This is a genomic window from Burkholderia thailandensis E264, from assembly GCF_000012365.1.
GTDB lineage: Bacteria > Pseudomonadota > Gammaproteobacteria > Burkholderiales > Burkholderiaceae > Burkholderia > Burkholderia thailandensis.
On the sequence record NC_007650.1, the window covers coordinates 1,821,255 to 1,836,419 of the forward strand.

Sequence of the window (15,165 nt, forward strand, 5' to 3'; positions counted from 1 at the left end):
CGATCGGCGCGAGCGCCGCGTCAGCTCAGCCGCCACCACCGGGGCAACAGCCGGCGCACCTCGCCGCGCCGGAAACGGTCGTCGATCAGATGCAGCACGCCCTCGTCGTGCTCGGTGCGAATCACCCGCCCCGCTGCCTGCACGACCTTGCGCAAACCCGGAAACAGGTAGATGTAGTCGTAGCCGCGGCCGAAGCGCGCCTCCATCGCGCGCCGCATCTCCTCGTTGACGTCGTTGACCTGCGGCAGTCCGAGCGTCGCGACGAATGCGCCGATCAGCCGGTCGCCGGCGAGATCGACCCCCTCCGAGAACGCGCCGCCCAGCACCGCGAAGCCTATGCCCCGCCCGTTCGGCTCGAAGCGCGCGAGAAACCCGTCGCGCGCGGCCTCGTCCATGCCCGGCGCCTGCGCCCAGACGGGCAGCGCCGGATGGCGCTCGCGCAGCCGGGCGACAACCTGCTGCAGATACTCGAAGCTGCTCAGGAATCCGAGATAGTTGCCCGGCCGCGCCGCGTACTGCGCGGCGATCAGCTCGACGATCGGATCGAGCGAGCGCGCTCGGTCACGCCAGCGCGTCGATACGTGCGACGCGACCTTCACTGTCAGTTGCTCCGCGCGAAACGGCCCTTCGACGTCGAGCGTGCCGGCGTCGTCCGGCAACCCGAGCGTGTCGCGGTAGAAATCGAACGGGCTGAGCGTGCCCGAGAACATCACGGTCGCGCGCGCGGCGCCATGGCGCGGCGCGAGGAAGTCGGCGGGAATCACGTTGCGCACGCAGAGGATCGACGCGCCGGCGCGGCGCGGCGCGCTCGCGCGCACGCGCGTCGCATCGAAGATCGAATGCGCGCCGAACTGCTCGGCGAGCGCGACGAAGTGAATCGCGTCGAAACAGAAGCGCTGCACCGCAGCGTCGAGCGCGAGCGGCGCTTGGGCTGCGAGCTCCGAGAAGCGCCCGATCAGGTTCTGCGCGGCCGACAGCACGCGCGGCGGCACATCCGGATGGACGACGTATGCGGCTGCCTGTTCGCGATTGAGCGCGTTCCATTCGCGATTCAGGCGCTCGAGCGCCTTCGCGAGCGGCGCGGGGGCGAGCTTGCGCACGCCGGCGAGCTCGCGCTGGTCGAGCGCCGCGCTGTACATCCCGCGCGCGCGGTCGAGCAGGTTGTGCGCCTCGTCGACGAGCACGCCGACGCGCCACTGGTTCTGCTGCGCGAGCGCGTGCAGCAGCGCGCTGCCGTCGTAGTAGTAGTTGTAGTCGCCGACGACGACGTCGCACCAGCGCGCGAGCTCCTGCGCGAGATAGTACGGGCAGACGCCGTGCGCGAGCGCGGCCGCGCGCACGGTCGCGCGATCGAGCCGGCCATGCTCGAGCGCGGCGGCGCGCGCGGCCGCGAGCCGATCGTAGAAGCCGCGCGCGAGCGGACACGATTCGCCGTGGCATGCGGCGTCCGGATGCTCGCACGCCTTGTCGCGCGCGACGAGCTCGAGCACGCGTAGCGGCAGCGCGCCGCCCGCGGCCGTGCGCAGCGTGTCGGCCGCGTCGAGCGCGAGCGCGCGGCCGGGCGTCTTCGCGGTCAGGAAGAAGATCCGGTCCAGATGCGCGTCTGCGCATGCCTTCAGCAACGGGAACAGCGTGCCGAGCGTCTTGCCGATGCCCGTCGGCGCCTGCGCGAGCAGCGCACGGCCGTCGCGCGCGGCGCGATAGGCCGCAACCGCGAGCTCGCGCTGGCCGCTGCGAAAGCGCGCGTGCGGAAACGCGAGCGCGCGCAGCGCCGTATCGCGCGCGACGCGATGCGCGCCTTCGCGCGCCGCCCAGTCGACGAAGCGCTCGCACTGCTCCGCGAAGCATGCCTTCAGCGTCGCGGCCGTGTGCGTTTCGGTCAGCACCGTCTCGCGCAGCGTCCCGACATCGAAATAGACGAGCGCGACGCTCAGTTGCGCGAGCCCGCGCGATTCGCACAGCAGATGCCCGTACACGCGCGCCTGCGCCCAATGCAGCGCGCGCTGATTGGCGGGCATCCTGTCGAGATCGCCGCGATGCGTCTTGATTTCCTCGACGCGGTTCAGCGCCGGATCGTAGCCGTCCGCGCGGCCGCGCACCGTGAGGCCGCGGTGCTCGCCCGAAAGCGCGACCTCCTTTTCGTAGCCGGCGCCGCGCCGCGACGCGACCGTCGCGTGCCCGGCGATGCCTTCGAGCGCGCTCGGCGCCGGCGTGAAGCGCAGATCGAGATCGCCCTCGCGCGCGGTGAATTCGCACATCGCGCGCACGGCGACGACATAGCTCACGCGAGCGCCCCCTCGTCTTGCGACGACGCTTGCGCGTCGCCGCTCCAGCGCACGTCGATCACGCGCACCGGCATTCGATGCCGCACGCAGTAGTCGAGCCAGCGAATCTGGTTGTCCTGCAAGCGATCGCCCGGCCCCTTCACCTCGATCAGCTCGTAGCGGCGTTCGGCGGGCCAGAAACGCACCAGATCGGGCAGCCCCGAGCGGTTGCCGCGCACGTCGTCGAGCAGCCGCTCGAACCACAGCCGCAAATGCTCGGCGGGCAGGCACGCGAGCGCGTGCTCGAGCAGCGTTTCGTCGAGCGCGCCCCAGAATACGAACGGCGACTGCACGCCCCTCTTCCGCGCATAGTGGCGGCGAATCGTGTCGCGGTATTGCGTGCCGTCGAGTTGCGCCAGGCAGGCGTCGAACTGCGCGGCGCGGCGCGCGCGAAAATCGGGCGCGTGCAGATCGGCCGGCCCGCGCTGGAACGGATGAAAGAACGCGCCCGGCACCGCGGCGAACACGGGCTCCCAGCACAACAGCCCGAACAGCGAGTTGATCAGCGCGTTCTCGACATAGAAGACGGGCGCGTCCGCGCGGCTCAGGTGATCGCGCGCGACGTATTCGACCGGATACGGCACGCCCGGATGCGCGAGCTCGAGGCTGTCGCGCGGAATCTCGCGCGCACGCGCCGCGCGCCCGGCCGGCAAGCCGACACGCCGCCGCAGCCTCGGCAGCATCCGCGCGATCTGCTGCGCCTCCGCCTCGTTTTCAGGCGCGCGCGCCGCTTCGTCGGCGAGCGCGAGCGCCGTGTCGAAACGTTCGCAGCGCTCGAGCACGCGCACGCGCCGCTGCCGGCTGCCGGGCCACGCGCTCGATGCATACGCGGCGAGCGCGCCGTCCCAGTCCGCGCGGCGCTCGCACGCCTGACCGATCGAGAACGTGAGCTTCGCGCGGCGCATCGCGAGCCACGCATTCCCGCAGTCGACCGCAGCCGCCGCTTCGACGAGCGGCGCGAGCGGTGCGTCAGCGGGCCAGACCTCGAGCAGCTCGCGGCATGCGTGCAGCCGCAGATACGCGTCGACGTCGTCGCGCCGCTGGAACGCGCGCGACGACGGCGCGAACGCGACCGTCTCGTACTGCAGCAGCCCGAGATCGGCGAGCACGAACTCCGACCAGTCCTGATGCAGGTTGCCGAAAAACATCAGCCGCAGCCGGCTGCAAAGCGCGTCGACCGCGGCCGTCACGCGCAGCACGCGATCGTCGATCGACGGCAGCCATTGCGCCCACGGCCGCTCGCCGTCGTGGCGCGCGCGCAGCGCGTCGAGCCAGTCGGCCTTGCGGACCGCGCCGCTCGCGGGCGCGTCGGGGAACGCGTCACGCAGCTCCGGCTTCGTCGCGAGCGCGAACAGCGCGTCGAGCGAAAGCGGCGGCTCCGGATCGATCCAGCCTAGCGCGACGAGCGGCGCCGCGGCCGCGAGCGGACAGCCGATCTCGTCGTAGGCGAGCTTGCTCGCGCGAAACATCGGCCCCTTGCGCATCAGCATCCGCACGAGCAGCGCGCGCGATGCGCGCGGCAGCGCGCCGAACGCGCCGACGAACGCATGCTCGCCGGCATCGAGCACATCGTCGTAGCGCTCGGCGAGCCACGCGAGCGCGCGCTCGAAGTTCGACAGGTAATAGAACGCGGGGGAAGACGACGGATCGGGCGGCACGGGCTTCGGCGGTCAGGATCGGGTGGCGCCGCCCCGATTACGGGGACGGACAACCATGGCCGGACAGATGATCCACAGATGATAGCGCACGGCCGCCCCCCGGCGCGCGCATGCGAGCGCGTGCGCCGCCCGGCCTCGCGACGCACGCCGCCGGCGCGAGCGCGAGGCGGCGCCCGCGAGGCAATGCCCGATGCGCTGCGCCGTTCAGAACCGCGTGCTGCACCCGATCGAATTGTCCGAGCCGCTCGCGCACGTGACGCCCGGCACCGGCTTCTCGATCGCGATGTCCGGCCGGACCGGCACGCCGGACGACACCGTCCGGCTCGGCCATCGGCCGCGCCCGTCGAGCCGCGCATCGCGCAATCGCTGCACGGCGCGGTCTTCCTCCGCCAGCCGTTGACGACGCTCGGCCGCATCGAGTTCGTCCGCGAAGCCCGCCGCGCCGCCCCGCTTCGCTTCGAACGAAGGCGGCGCGCCCTTCGCACCGTCGAACACCGACGCCACGGGCGACCCGTAGCTACGCGCATCGGCGGCCGATCGAGCGATCTCGTTCGCGGCGAACGCGTGCGGCGACGCGTCGGCCGCGTCGAGCCGGCGCGCCCCGCTCGCCCAACCGGCCGCCGCCTGCACGACGATCAGCGAGGCAACGGACCATTTGAACGCATGCGAAAACTTCTTCATACACTGACAACCACATCGGCAACGAAGGGCGCCACTATATCAGCGGCCGTGCCGAATGCCGCGATTGCCCCCGCTCCCGCCGCGCGAATGCAAAAACATCGGAAGCCGAAACGTCTTTCCGGCCCCGCGCATCGCCGGCATGCGAATGCGAGCGCCCGCATCGATCGCCGCGCAGTCCGTTTGCAATAACGATTGAGCGCGCGCCGTCGATGTGATTCCATGCGAATGCGAGCGCCGCGAGGCGTTCATCCGGCGCTCGTCCGCGCCCGGCAATCACGACATCCACTTCACTTCCGAGGACACAACAGATGGAGACGATCGCCGTCATCGGCAGCAACATGGTCGACCTCGTGACCTACGTCGCGCGAATGCCCGCCGACGGAGAAACGCTCGAGGCGCCGAACTTCGAGCTCGGCTGCGGCGGCAAGGGCGCGAACCAGGCGGTTGCCGCGTCGAAGCTGGGGGCGCGCGTCGCGATGGTGTCGAAGGTCGGCGACGATCTGTTCGCCGAGAACACGCTGCGCAACCTCGAGCGCTTCGGCATCGACATCGAGCACGTGCGCCGCGTGCCTGGCGTATCGAGCGGCGTCGCGCCGATCTTCGTGAGCCCCGATTCGCGCAACCGGATTCTGATCGTCAAGGGTGCGAACCGGCACCTGAAGCCGGCCGACATCGACGCGGCCGCCGCGAAGATCGCAGCGAGCCGCCTCGTCGTGCTGCAGCTCGAGATCGACATCGATACGGTCTACTACGCGATCGACTTCGCCGCCGCGCGCGGCATCCCGGTGCTGCTCAATCCCGCGCCGGGCGCGGCGGATCTCGACTTCTCGCGGCTGGCGAAGCTCGAGTTCCTCGTGCCGAACGAAACCGAGCTCGCGCTCGTGTCAGGGATGCCGACCGACACGCCCGACGCGATCGAACACGCGGCGCGCTCGCTCGTCGAGCGCGGAGTGAAGCACGTGATCGTCACGCTCGGCGACAAGGGGTCGCTCCTCGTGTCGCGCGCGGGTGTCGTGCGCGTGCCGCCCGTTGCCGTCGACGCGCGCGACACGACGGGCGCGGGCGACGCATACATCGGCTGCTTCGCGCGCCATTACGTCGCGACGCTCGACATACCCGCCGCGATGCGCCTCGCGTCCGCGTATGCCGCGCATTCGGTGACGGGCTTCGGCACGCAGAAGTCGTACGCGGACGCGGCGACGTTCGAGCGCTTCCTGCAGACGCCCCGTTCCGGCGCGTGACGCGCGGCGATTCGTGCGCCGTTCGTCAGCCGACGAGCGTCTTGCGATAGAGCGCGAGCATCGCGGCCGCGTCCACGCCGACGCACACGTCGCGCGGCGGCCGTCCGTCCCAGTCCGGAGCCGGCACGGTCATCGTCGCCGGCTTCTGGATCGTTTCGCCGGCCGCGATGCCGCTCGTCAGCACCCGCACCGGGCCCGTGCGCGTCTCGTACAACTGCGGCGCGACCACGTACGCGACCGCCGACGAATCGTGCACGTAGATCCCCGCGAGCCCCGCGCTCGCGCAATGAAACGCCTCGTAGTGGCGCGACACGTCCCACACGAAGCGGCCCGCATCGCCCGCGTCGTCGCGCAACGCGGCCAGATACTCCGTCGTCATGATCGTGGCCTGCGTGACGTCGAGCCCGACGATCGCGAGCGGCCACGCTGCCGACATCACAATGTCCGCCGCGTCGGGATCGCCGGCGATGTTCGCCTCGGCGGCGGGCGACACGTTGCCGAGCACGCCCGCCGTGCCGAACGCGCCGCCCATGATGACGACCTGCTTGACGAGCGTCGCGACTTCCGGGTCCTCAGCGAGCACGTGCGCGAGATTCGTCAACGGCCCGACCGCGAGCAGCGTGACTTCATGCGGGTGCGCGCGCACCGTGTCGATGATGAAGCGATGCGCGGGCCGCGCGTCGAGGTTCGGCGCATGCGCGACGTCGACGGACAGGGCGAGGCCCGTGTTGCCGAGCCCGTCGTCGCCGTGAATGCCGCCGAGCGGCTCGGGCGCCGGCCGCCGCAGCGGCGCCGCCGCGCCGCGCGCGACGGGCACGCCGGGCGCGAAGCGGCCCGCGAGATAGAGCGCGTTGCGCGTCGTCGTATCGATCGACGCGTTGCCGAACACGCTCGTCACGCCGATCAGTTCGATGTCCGGATGAAGCACCTGGAACACGAGCGCCATCGAATCGTCGACGCCCGGGTCCGTGTCGTAGATGATCTTGTGCAGACTCATGGATATCTCGTGGTGAGCGCGGCATGCGGCGGCCGCGCGATGGTGGGAAGCGTCGAATGATACCCGTGCTGCCGCCTCGCCGCGCGTTGCTTTTTTGAGTCGCGCTGCGCGCGAGCTGCGATCGCTGCGCGCGCTCGGAGATGCGAATGCACGTGGCGATCGGCACATGCGGACACGGTCAACGGCGAAAGAACGGCGAAGGGTCCGCGCCCCGCTCAGGCACGGCCCCATGCTGCAACGCGCAGGCGCCGATGGCGACCGCCCATCGCCACGCGCCGGCGTCGCCGCGAATTTATCCGCAGATCGAGATGCGCGGCGGCGCTAGGCAAGCGGCTGCGCGGCCGCCTGCAACGAACGGCGCGGCGCGACGCGCGGATTCGCCCGATTCGTGCGAATTCGCGAAGCGCGGCGCAATGTCGCGCGCCGCACCTCGCATGGCATGCTGCCGTGCCGCAACGCGATGCGTTGCGCGGCAACGTCGCTCCCGCACGGATGCGCGACATACGACGCCACGGCCGCGCGCCGACACGCGCGAGCGCTCGGCTTCGCGTACGCTCCGGGGACCGGCCGCCGCCGCCCGCCAATCGACAGGTTCGGTCTTCCGCCCCATTCATTACATCGAACACTGAATCAGTTGACAAAGATCAAATCCCGGCGTAGCGTTCGTTGCATAACGATCGTTATCAAAAAGAACCGCCGCGCTCCGTGAACGGGACGTGGACGGCTCTACCGCCCGTGTCCGTCCGCGATGCGCCGCATCGACGCGGACGCGCCGTCGATTCGTATTGATATGGAGAGACCCGATGCCTGCCATCGTCCGTCGTGACGTTCGCTTCGCCCTGCCGCCCGATCGCATCGGCGATTGGCATGTGAACGGCGTGGCCAACACGCACTACTTCAACGCGCTGTCGCTGATGTTCCCCGCGGGCGAGCGCTTCTTCATCGATTCGGTCCGTCACTATCGGGACCGCATTCAGGACCCCGAATTGCTCAAGCAGGTTCAGGGCTTCATCGGGCAGGAGGCAATGCACAGCCGCGAGCACGTCGAGTTCAACGACGTCGCCGAGGCTGCGGGCTATCCCGCGCATCGGCTCGACCGCGGCTTCTGGAAATTCACGGGCCTGATGCAGAAGATCTTGCCGCCGCCGCTGCGCCTCGCGCAAACGATCGCATTCGAGCACTACACGGCAATCATGACCGACATGCTGCTCGGCAACTTCGAGCATTTCCACGACTCGGCCGACGCATACGCGAACATGTGGCTGTGGCACTCGATGGAGGAAACGGAGCACAAGGCGGTGGCGTTCGACGTGTGGAACGCGGTGATGAAGCCCGGGCTCGCGCGCTATCTGATGCGCGCCGGCTCGATGCTGCTGACGAGCGTCGTGTTCTGGGGCACGAATTTCTATTTCCACATGGCGTTCATGAACGCGCATCGGCGGATGCACGGCAAGGTCACCGGAAAATGGGCGTTCGCGCGGTTCTTCGTGAAAGGCCTCATCCATCTGGCGCCGAGCACGCTCGCGTACTTCAAGCCGGGCTTTCATCCGTGGCATCACGACAACCGCAGGCACTTCGCGCAGCTCGACCGTCTGCTCGCGAACATCGATGCCAGCAACGCGCGATATGCGGCACAAGCGGCGCCGCGCCGCGTGCCGCTGCATCCGACCACCATCCAGGCGAGCTGAGCGCCGCGCGATCGCCTGCGCCGCATACGCATGCCGCGCGGGCGATCGCCGCATCTTTCGCAGTCGCGAGCGCGTCGGCCACGTGTCGGAACGCTCGCCCCGAACAATCTCTCACAAACTGTGCATTCCATGCGTTCGACTTCGCCTCAGCGGCACGACCGGCCGCAAACCTCCCCTTGGCTGTCACTGATCACCCGCCTGCTCGGCGTGAGCTTCGTGCTGTTCTTCAGCACGTTGATCGTCACGATCCTGCTCGGCATCGATCATCAGATCGCGGGGAACCCCATCGGCCTGCTGGCGCTTCGTCTCGTGCGCTGGGGCGGCGTGCACGGCGGCGGCGAGCACTACGAACTGATGATCTCGGCCGTCTATGTCGTCTGGGGCGTCTTTCTGTGGGAAGCGGCCAACGAACCGTTCGAGCACAAGCTGTTTCTCGACTTCACCGTCGCCGCGAACGCCGCCCACTTCGGACTGATGTTCGTGCAGGGCCTGGTGATGCCGGGCGAACGCATCCACCTGGTCGGCGACGTCGCGCTCGGCTGGTTCGTGCTCGTGCTATTCGCCGCGACATGGATTCCCGCGCGAAGCAAGGCGGCGAAGCAGCATGCGGAGGGTGTCGGCCGTTGATTCGGCCGTCGATCGCGGTCGTATGCACGTGGTCGCGCAACTTGCGCGAGCGAAGGCGCGGCATGCCGCCCGCGCCCTTCCATCGCATCGCCCGCGCGGCGGGCGCGCCGGCGGCGGCGACGCGCGCGGCGTGCGATCGCAGCCAGCGCGCTAATCGATCAGGAACCGCTCGCGGTCCTGCCCGGCGATCCATGCGGGTGCGCGGCCGCGCCCCGTCCATGTCGCCCCCGTGTCCGGATCGCGATAGCGCGGCCTCGGCAGCGCGTCGACCTTCTTCGGCCGGCCGAGACGAGGCGGGAACAGGTCTTTTTGCGTGAGACCGTACTCGACGATCTTCTTGCGCAGCTCGACGATCACGTCGGGCAACTCGACCGCGCGCGCAGTCTTCGCCTGCTGCTTCAAATCATCCAATTGGGCAAGCAATTCCTTGTATGTTGCCATTACCATTTCCCCGTATGATTCCACTGCCTCTTTTCGACCGACAATCGAAAACCATGTTGTTATGCTGATTAGTGCCGAAGTCAGTTTTCGGCTATCATAGCCCAATTAGGCCAAGGTGGACTATTTGGATTCAGCAGGGAGCATTCGCCCATGCTCCCTTCTATTCATCACCCTCGTTATGTCGTGCTGCGCACGCATTTGCGCGCGCTGAGAAGAGCGGCCGGCCTCACTCAGACGCAATTGGCCGAGCGCCTGAGCATCGACCAGTCCTACCTCTCCAAGATCGAGCGCGGAGAACGCTATGTCGATATTCTCCTTTATCTCGATTGGTGTCGTCATTGCGGCGTCGAGCCAAACCACGCCGTATCGGAATTAATCGACGCAGGCGTTTGAATGACGCATGCGGCCCGGTCTCGCCATTTGAAACGATTTGAATCCCGCGCGGCGTCCGCCGCTTCGTTTGCCCGAGCGTTCGTTCGGCCGCAGCTCATCCGCGGCTCGCCTATTGCTCGATGCATCTCATGTTGCGCAGCGCGATTTCCGCCGTGCGCCGTGCGACACGCCCGCACACGTATCCTATCGGGCGGCGTATCCGCCGGACGTTTTTCCGTCGCCGGCTTCGCCGCGCGCCCATTCGTTGCGTGCACACGGCATGTCGCATTGCGTGTGGTGCCGCAAGGGACGATCGCACGGATGCCCGCACGTACGGCACCTGCGCCGCACGGCCATGCCACACGCGCCGCTGCCGCACGAAAAGCGCGCCTGCCGAAAGCGCCGGCCGACGAATCGGCCGCCGCCCGGCCCCGCGCGTGCGCGGCCTTCGATGCGCGGGCACGCACCGCTTCGACAACGAACCCGCCCGGCCCGATCGAGGACGGCAGGCGCGCTGTCGCGCGCGTGTTGCCCCGCCCTCACGGCCGGGCGCGACGCGCCGCTCAGCCGTCCGTCGGCGCGCCCAGCGGCGCGCGCCGGCCCGCCTGGCTCAGGTGGTAGTACACGGTCAGCGCGGCAATCCAAAGCGGCCCGATCACGAGCGCGACGCGCGTGTCGGGCGAAAACGCCATCAGCACGACGACGAACGCGAGGAACGCGAGCGCGACGAACGACGACATCGGATAGAGCGGCACGCGCAGCGGCAGCCGCGCGAGACGCTCGGCCGATACGCGGCGCCGAAAGCGCAGTTGCGCGATGAGGATCACGCACCACGTCCAGATCGCGCCGAACGTCGATACCGACGTGAGCCACACGAATACCTTCTGCGGCGCATAGTAATTCAGCGCCACGCCGACGAACAGCAGCGCCACCGAGATCAGCACGCCGTGCACCGGCACGCCGCGCCGGTTCACCGACGCGAGCCGCTCGGGCGCCTGCCCTTGCTCGGCGAGATTGAACAGCATCCGCGCGGTGCTGAAGATGCCGCTATTGCACGACGACAGCGCGGCCGTCAGCACGACGAAGTTGATGATGCCGGCGGCGGCCGGGATACCGAGCCGCGAGAACGTCATCACGAACGGGCTGCCCTGCGTGCCGATCTGGCTCCACGGGTAGATCGACATGATCACGAACAGCGCGCCGACGTAGAAGATCACGACGCGCCAGAACACCGAATTCACCGCTTTCGCGAGCGATTTTTCCGGATTGCGCGCCTCGCCCGCCGTCAGCCCGAGCATTTCGACGCCGAGATACGCGAACATCACGATCGGCAACGCATCGACGACGCCCGCGAGTCCGTTCGGCAGAAACCCGCCGTGCGCCCACAGGTTCGACACGCCGGTCGGCACGCCGCCGTTGCCGACGCCCGCGACGATCATCAGCGCGCCGCCCGCGATCATCAGCACGATGGTCACGATCTTGATCAACGCGAACCAGAATTCGAATTCGCCGTACAGCTTGACCGCGATGAAATTCACCGCGCCCATCACGATCAGCGCGGCGAACGTCCAGATCCAGTTCGGCACGTCGGGAAACCACATGTGCATGTAGACGCCGACCGCGGTGATTTCGGCCATGCACGTGACGATCCACATGAACCAGTAGGTCCAGCCCGTCAGATAGCCGGCGAGCGGCCCGATGTAGTCGCGCGCGTAGCGGCTGAACGCGCCCGCGACCGGATTGTCGATCGCCATCTCGCCGAGCGCGCGCATGATCAGGAAGATCGCGATGCCGCCGAGCATGTAGGTGAGCAGGATCGCCGGGCCGGCCGCGCGAATCGCGGTGGCGGAGCCGAGAAAGAGGCCGACGCCGATCGTCGCGCCGAGCGCCATCAGATTGATGTGCCGCTCCTCCAGACCGCGGTGCAGCCGTTCGTCTCGTGAAGTCACAGATGTCTCCTGGCGGCGCGCGGGCGCGGGCCGCTGTATGTCGTATCGAAGGAAAACCGTTGCGCGCGCAACCGGCCGCCGCACGCTCGCCGCCGGGCTCGCCTCTCGCCCGCCGCGGCGAAGCGCACGCGCACCGTCGACGGCTCACGAGCCCGGACACGCACGCGGCGCATCGCGCGCATGCTCTGCGAGCGCACGGGACCATCTGCTCGGAAACCGGCGACGATCGAACCGGCGTCGAACCGTGCATCGCGGCGCCCGAATCGGCGCTCGCGCACCCGGCCGCCATGCAGCGGCAATTATATGAAGAATAGGGTGCGCGCCGCCAGTCGTTTGTGTGACGCGCGTGGGCATCGTCGAGCGAATCGCTGATCGTCAGCAACAGCACCTCGCCGCTACGCAGCCTCGGGAAGTGGAACCACCTGTGCGCGGGATTCGCGAGGATTGCCGAATAGGTGTCGCCGCCCCTGCCGCGACGGACGAGATCGCTCGCCGCCCGATCGTCTGGGCGCGATCGGGCGCGCGTCGCACGGCGCGAGCGGCGGACTTTTGACGGCGTCGAGCGGATGCCGGACGTTGACGATCGAGAAGCGGTTGCGCAAGCGCCCGGCGGCCTCGCTCTCGCGCAAAGGGCCGCGCACGCGGCGCGGCGCGCGTTCGCCGGTCACCCAAGGCGTGACGGGCGGCGGCCCGAACGGTTACGGCATCGTGCGCGCGACGCGCTTCGCCAGATGAGCGGCCTCTGCCTCGCGCTCGCCGCCATCCCGTAGCGGCCGCCGCTCCTCGCCGGGCGTGCCCATTGCGACTACTCCTCGTCAGAACGCTTCGTCGCATGGGCGCAGATCGAGCTCCTGTGTCCATGCACTGCGGTGCTGCACATGCAGTTGCCAGTAGCTGTCGGCGATCGCGTCGGGCGACAGCAGCCCGGCGGCGCCCGCCTGCGCGGCGCGCTCGGGCGCCGCGCCACGCAGCCGCTCGCCGTCGATGCCGCCGTCGATCACCGCGTGCGCGACGTGAATGCCGCGCGGGCCGAACTCGCGCGCGAGCGTCTGCGCGAGCGAGCGCAGGCCCGCCTTCGCCGATGCGAACGCGGCGAACGGCGGGCGGCCGCGCAGCGACGCGGTCGCGCCCGTGAACAGCAGGCTGCGGGGCGTTTCGTCGCCCGGCGCGCCATCGCCCGCGTCGAGCAGTTGCTCGAGCGCCGCCTTCGCGAACAGGAAGCCGCCGATCACGTTCGTGCGCCACGCGCTCTCGAACTGCGCGACGCTCAGCTCGAGCGTCGGCGCGCGAACCGCGTTGCCCGCGTTGAACACCGCGGCGCGCAGCGTGCCGAGCGTGCGCACCTCGATCGCGAGGCGCTCGACGTCGGCTTCGCTCGCGATGTCGCCGCTCGCGACGTATGCGACGCCGCCCTGCGCGCGAATCTCGTCGGCGGCCGCGGCGACGCGCTCGTGCGTGCGCCCGGTCAGCACGACGCCGTAGCCGGCGCGCGCGAAGCGCCGGCCGACGGCCGCGCCGAGCCCGGCGCTCGCGCCGACGCCCGCGATCCAAGCGAGCGGAATGGAACTGGATGAAACCGTATCGACCGTCATGTCGGCGAACCCTATATCGTCTGTCGCGCGTGCCAACCGAGGAAAACGAGATATGTTCATCGGGACGACTGCGAACGCGCTCGTTGATGGAGCGTCGAGCATAGTGCCTTCTTAAAACCCTGTCGGTCGCGCAGTCTTGCCGGTGTTTTTCAGGCGCTTTGCAGTGTCTTGCCGGCGATTGCCGACGCAAGCGAATGTGCCTGCGGCGACTTCCGTCCGACTTGCGCGCGACGGATGCGGCGGGCGGCGGGCGCTCAGGCCGCGAAGTCCTCCGAGAACGTCAGCGCGACGCGCGATCGCGCTGCCGATCATCCGCATCGACATTGCCGCGCGCCCGCCTTTATGCCGAGCGCGGCGCCCGGCGTCGAACGAATCCGCACATCGCGAGCGCGACGGCGGCGAGTGCCGCGCCGGTGAAGAACGTCGTCGGCGCGCCATGGTGCTCCCATAGCCAGCCGGCGAGCGCGCTCGCCGCGAGCATCGCGATTCCGCCCATGAGATTGAACACGCCGAACGCGGTGCCGCGCAGTTCCGTCGGCGCGGTTTCCGCGACGAGCGCGGCCAGCATCCCCTGCGTGAAGCCCATGTGCAGCCCCCACACGGCGACGCCCGCGAACAGCGCCGCCGGCGACGCGCTCGCGCCCAGCAGCAGATCGGCCGCGATCAGCAGCAACATGCCGGCCGCGAGCGGCGCGCGCGCGCCGAACGTGTCGGACACGATGCCAACCGGATACGCGGACGCCGCATACGCGACGCTCATCACGACCATCACGGCCGGAATCCACGCGACGTCGAGCCCCGCCTGCTGCGCGCGCAGCACGAGAAACGCCTCGCTAAAGCGCGCGAGCGTGAACGCGGTGCCGATCAGCACGACGAACCAGTAGCGTCCGGAAAACGCGCGCAGCGCGCGCCAGTGCAGCGGCGAGCGGAACGCCCGCGCGGCGGCGGGCGCGGATGCGGGCTCGTCGACGCCGAACAGGATCAGCGCGACCGCGATGAACGCCGGCACGACCGCGAACCACAGCACCGCGCGGATGTGATCGGCGAACGCGAGCATCAGCGCGATCGCGAGCAGCGGCCCCGCGAACGCGCCGACGGTATCCATCGACTGGCGCAGCCCGAAACACGCGCCCCGGATCTCGGGCGGCGCGACATCCGCGACGAGCGCATCGCGCGGCGCACCGCGGATACCCTTGCCGACCCGGTCGAGCAGCCGCGCGGCGGCGACCATCGCCGGCCCGGCCGCGAGCGGAAAAAGCGGCTTCGTCAGCGCGGCGAGCCCGTAGCCGAGCAGCAGCAGCGCCTTGCGCCGGCCGAGCCAGTCGCTCAACGCGCCGGAGAATATCTTGACGATCATCGCGGTCGCCTCGGCCGCGCCTTCGAGCACGCCGAGCGCCGCGACGCTCATGCCCATCGTCGTCACGAGATAGATCGGCAGCAGCGCATGGATCAGCTCGGACGATACGTCCATGCACAGGCTGACGAAGCCGAGCGCCCACACGGTGCGCGGAATCGGCGGACGACGGGAAGAAGCGGAACGCGCGGGCATGGGCAGGCTCTCGAGCGATGATCGAAACGGGAACGGACGACATGCG

General features: G+C 69.3%; 13 protein-coding genes. 4 read left to right on the forward strand and 9 right to left on the reverse strand.

Features of this window, described 5'->3' with window-relative positions; genetic code table 11:
- Positions 1 to 20 precede the first annotated feature (20 nt).
- From BTH_RS07910 to BTH_RS07925, 4 genes are all read right to left on the reverse strand, one after another.
- Positions 21 to 2,285, reverse strand: coding sequence for an ATP-dependent DNA helicase (locus BTH_RS07910; protein ID WP_009897411.1), 2,265 nt, complete (start codon positions 2,283 to 2,285; stop codon positions 21 to 23).
- Positions 2,282 to 3,982: a VRR-NUC domain-containing protein gene (locus tag BTH_RS07915; RefSeq protein ID WP_009897412.1), complete on the reverse strand. Its 1,701-nt coding sequence runs from the start codon at positions 3,980 to 3,982 to the stop codon at positions 2,282 to 2,284. The genes BTH_RS07910 and BTH_RS07915 overlap by 4 nt, the downstream gene beginning before the upstream one ends.
- Before the next feature lie 204 nt (positions 3,983 to 4,186).
- Positions 4,187 to 4,663 carry a hypothetical protein gene (locus BTH_RS07920; protein WP_009907770.1) on the reverse strand — a complete coding sequence of 159 codons (477 nt, stop codon included), beginning with the start codon at positions 4,661 to 4,663 and terminating at the stop codon, positions 4,187 to 4,189.
- Positions 4,664 to 4,697: 34 nt separating this feature from the next.
- Complete coding sequence (locus BTH_RS07925) at positions 4,698 to 5,003, reverse strand: hypothetical protein (protein ID WP_154660034.1); 306 nt, start codon at positions 5,001 to 5,003, stop codon at positions 4,698 to 4,700.
- Between BTH_RS07925 and rbsK the strand changes: the two genes are divergently transcribed.
- Positions 4,972 to 5,904 carry a ribokinase gene (rbsK, locus tag BTH_RS07930; protein WP_009897418.1) on the forward strand — a complete coding sequence of 311 codons (933 nt, stop codon included), beginning with the start codon at positions 4,972 to 4,974 and terminating at the stop codon, positions 5,902 to 5,904. The two genes, BTH_RS07925 and rbsK, sit on opposite strands and share 32 nt — an antisense overlap.
- Before the next feature lie 25 nt (positions 5,905 to 5,929).
- Here rbsK and BTH_RS07935 read toward each other — a convergent pair whose 3' ends face one another.
- Positions 5,930 to 6,901, reverse strand: coding sequence for a nucleoside hydrolase (locus BTH_RS07935; RefSeq protein WP_009897419.1), 972 nt, complete (start codon positions 6,899 to 6,901; stop codon positions 5,930 to 5,932).
- An 803-nt stretch (positions 6,902 to 7,704) separates the two neighbouring features.
- Between BTH_RS07935 and BTH_RS07945 the strand changes: the two genes are divergently transcribed.
- Both BTH_RS07945 and BTH_RS07950 read left to right on the forward strand, forming a co-directional pair.
- The gene (locus BTH_RS07945; RefSeq protein ID WP_009897423.1) at positions 7,705 to 8,589 is read left to right on the forward strand and encodes a metal-dependent hydrolase; all 885 of its coding nucleotides are present in this window, start codon (positions 7,705 to 7,707) and stop codon (positions 8,587 to 8,589) included.
- A gap of 129 nt (positions 8,590 to 8,718) precedes the next feature.
- Positions 8,719 to 9,216, forward strand: a complete 498-nt coding sequence (locus tag BTH_RS07950) for a DUF6632 domain-containing protein (RefSeq protein ID WP_025404194.1) — start codon at positions 8,719 to 8,721, stop codon at positions 9,214 to 9,216.
- 150 nt (positions 9,217 to 9,366) lie between these two features.
- Here BTH_RS07950 and BTH_RS07955 read toward each other — a convergent pair whose 3' ends face one another.
- A complete protein-coding gene (locus BTH_RS07955) occupies positions 9,367 to 9,657 on the reverse strand; it encodes an H-NS histone family protein (RefSeq protein WP_025369862.1) in 291 nt (96 codons plus the stop codon).
- Between the two features lie 150 nt (positions 9,658 to 9,807).
- Between BTH_RS07955 and BTH_RS07960 the strand changes: the two genes are divergently transcribed.
- Entirely contained in the window at positions 9,808 to 10,050 is a 243-nt protein-coding gene (locus tag BTH_RS07960; protein WP_004523951.1) for a helix-turn-helix domain-containing protein, read from the forward strand.
- A gap of 542 nt (positions 10,051 to 10,592) precedes the next feature.
- Here BTH_RS07960 and BTH_RS07965 read toward each other — a convergent pair.
- The 3 genes from BTH_RS07965 to BTH_RS07980 all read right to left on the reverse strand — a co-directional run bounded on the left by BTH_RS07965 (position 10,593) and on the right by BTH_RS07980 (position 15,119).
- A complete protein-coding gene (locus BTH_RS07965; RefSeq protein ID WP_009897430.1) occupies positions 10,593 to 11,921 on the reverse strand; it encodes an amino acid permease in 1,329 nt (442 codons plus the stop codon).
- 872 nt (positions 11,922 to 12,793) lie between these two features.
- Entirely contained in the window at positions 12,794 to 13,570 is a 777-nt protein-coding gene (locus BTH_RS07975) for an SDR family NAD(P)-dependent oxidoreductase (protein ID WP_009897435.1), read from the reverse strand.
- Between the two features lie 340 nt (positions 13,571 to 13,910).
- Positions 13,911 to 15,119 (reverse strand): MFS transporter, encoded by a 1,209-nt coding sequence (locus tag BTH_RS07980; RefSeq protein WP_009897437.1) that lies wholly within the window; start codon positions 15,117 to 15,119, stop codon positions 13,911 to 13,913.
- Between the last annotated feature and the right edge of the window lie 46 nt (positions 15,120 to 15,165).

What these genes read in the sequence shown, in the direction of transcription:
- BTH_RS07945 (WP_009897423.1), top strand. Translation starts at nt 7,705, where the DNA reads ATGCCTGCCATCGTCCGTCGTGACGTTCGCTTCGCCCTGCCGCCCGAT.
- BTH_RS07920 (WP_009907770.1), bottom strand. Translation starts at nt 4,663, where the DNA reads ATGAAGAAGTTTTCGCATGCGTTCAAATGGTCCGTTGCCTCGCTGATC.
- BTH_RS07980 (WP_009897437.1), bottom strand. Translation starts at nt 15,119, where the DNA reads ATGCCCGCGCGTTCCGCTTCTTCCCGTCGTCCGCCGATTCCGCGCACC.
- BTH_RS07960 (WP_004523951.1), top strand. Translation starts at nt 9,808, where the DNA reads ATGCTCCCTTCTATTCATCACCCTCGTTATGTCGTGCTGCGCACGCAT.
- BTH_RS07975 (WP_009897435.1), bottom strand. Translation starts at nt 13,570, where the DNA reads ATGACGGTCGATACGGTTTCATCCAGTTCCATTCCGCTCGCTTGGATC.
- BTH_RS07935 (WP_009897419.1), bottom strand. Translation starts at nt 6,901, where the DNA reads ATGAGTCTGCACAAGATCATCTACGACACGGACCCGGGCGTCGACGAT.
- BTH_RS07965 (WP_009897430.1), bottom strand. Translation starts at nt 11,921, where the DNA reads ATGGCGCTCGGCGCGACGATCGGCGTCGGCCTCTTTCTCGGCTCCGCC.
- rbsK (WP_009897418.1), top strand. Translation starts at nt 4,972, where the DNA reads ATGGAGACGATCGCCGTCATCGGCAGCAACATGGTCGACCTCGTGACC.
- BTH_RS07950 (WP_025404194.1), top strand. Translation starts at nt 8,719, where the DNA reads ATGCGTTCGACTTCGCCTCAGCGGCACGACCGGCCGCAAACCTCCCCT.
- BTH_RS07955 (WP_025369862.1), bottom strand. Translation starts at nt 9,657, where the DNA reads ATGGCAACATACAAGGAATTGCTTGCCCAATTGGATGATTTGAAGCAG.
- BTH_RS07925 (WP_154660034.1), bottom strand. Translation starts at nt 5,003, where the DNA reads ATGTTGCTGCCGATGACGGCGATCGTCTCCATCTGTTGTGTCCTCGGA.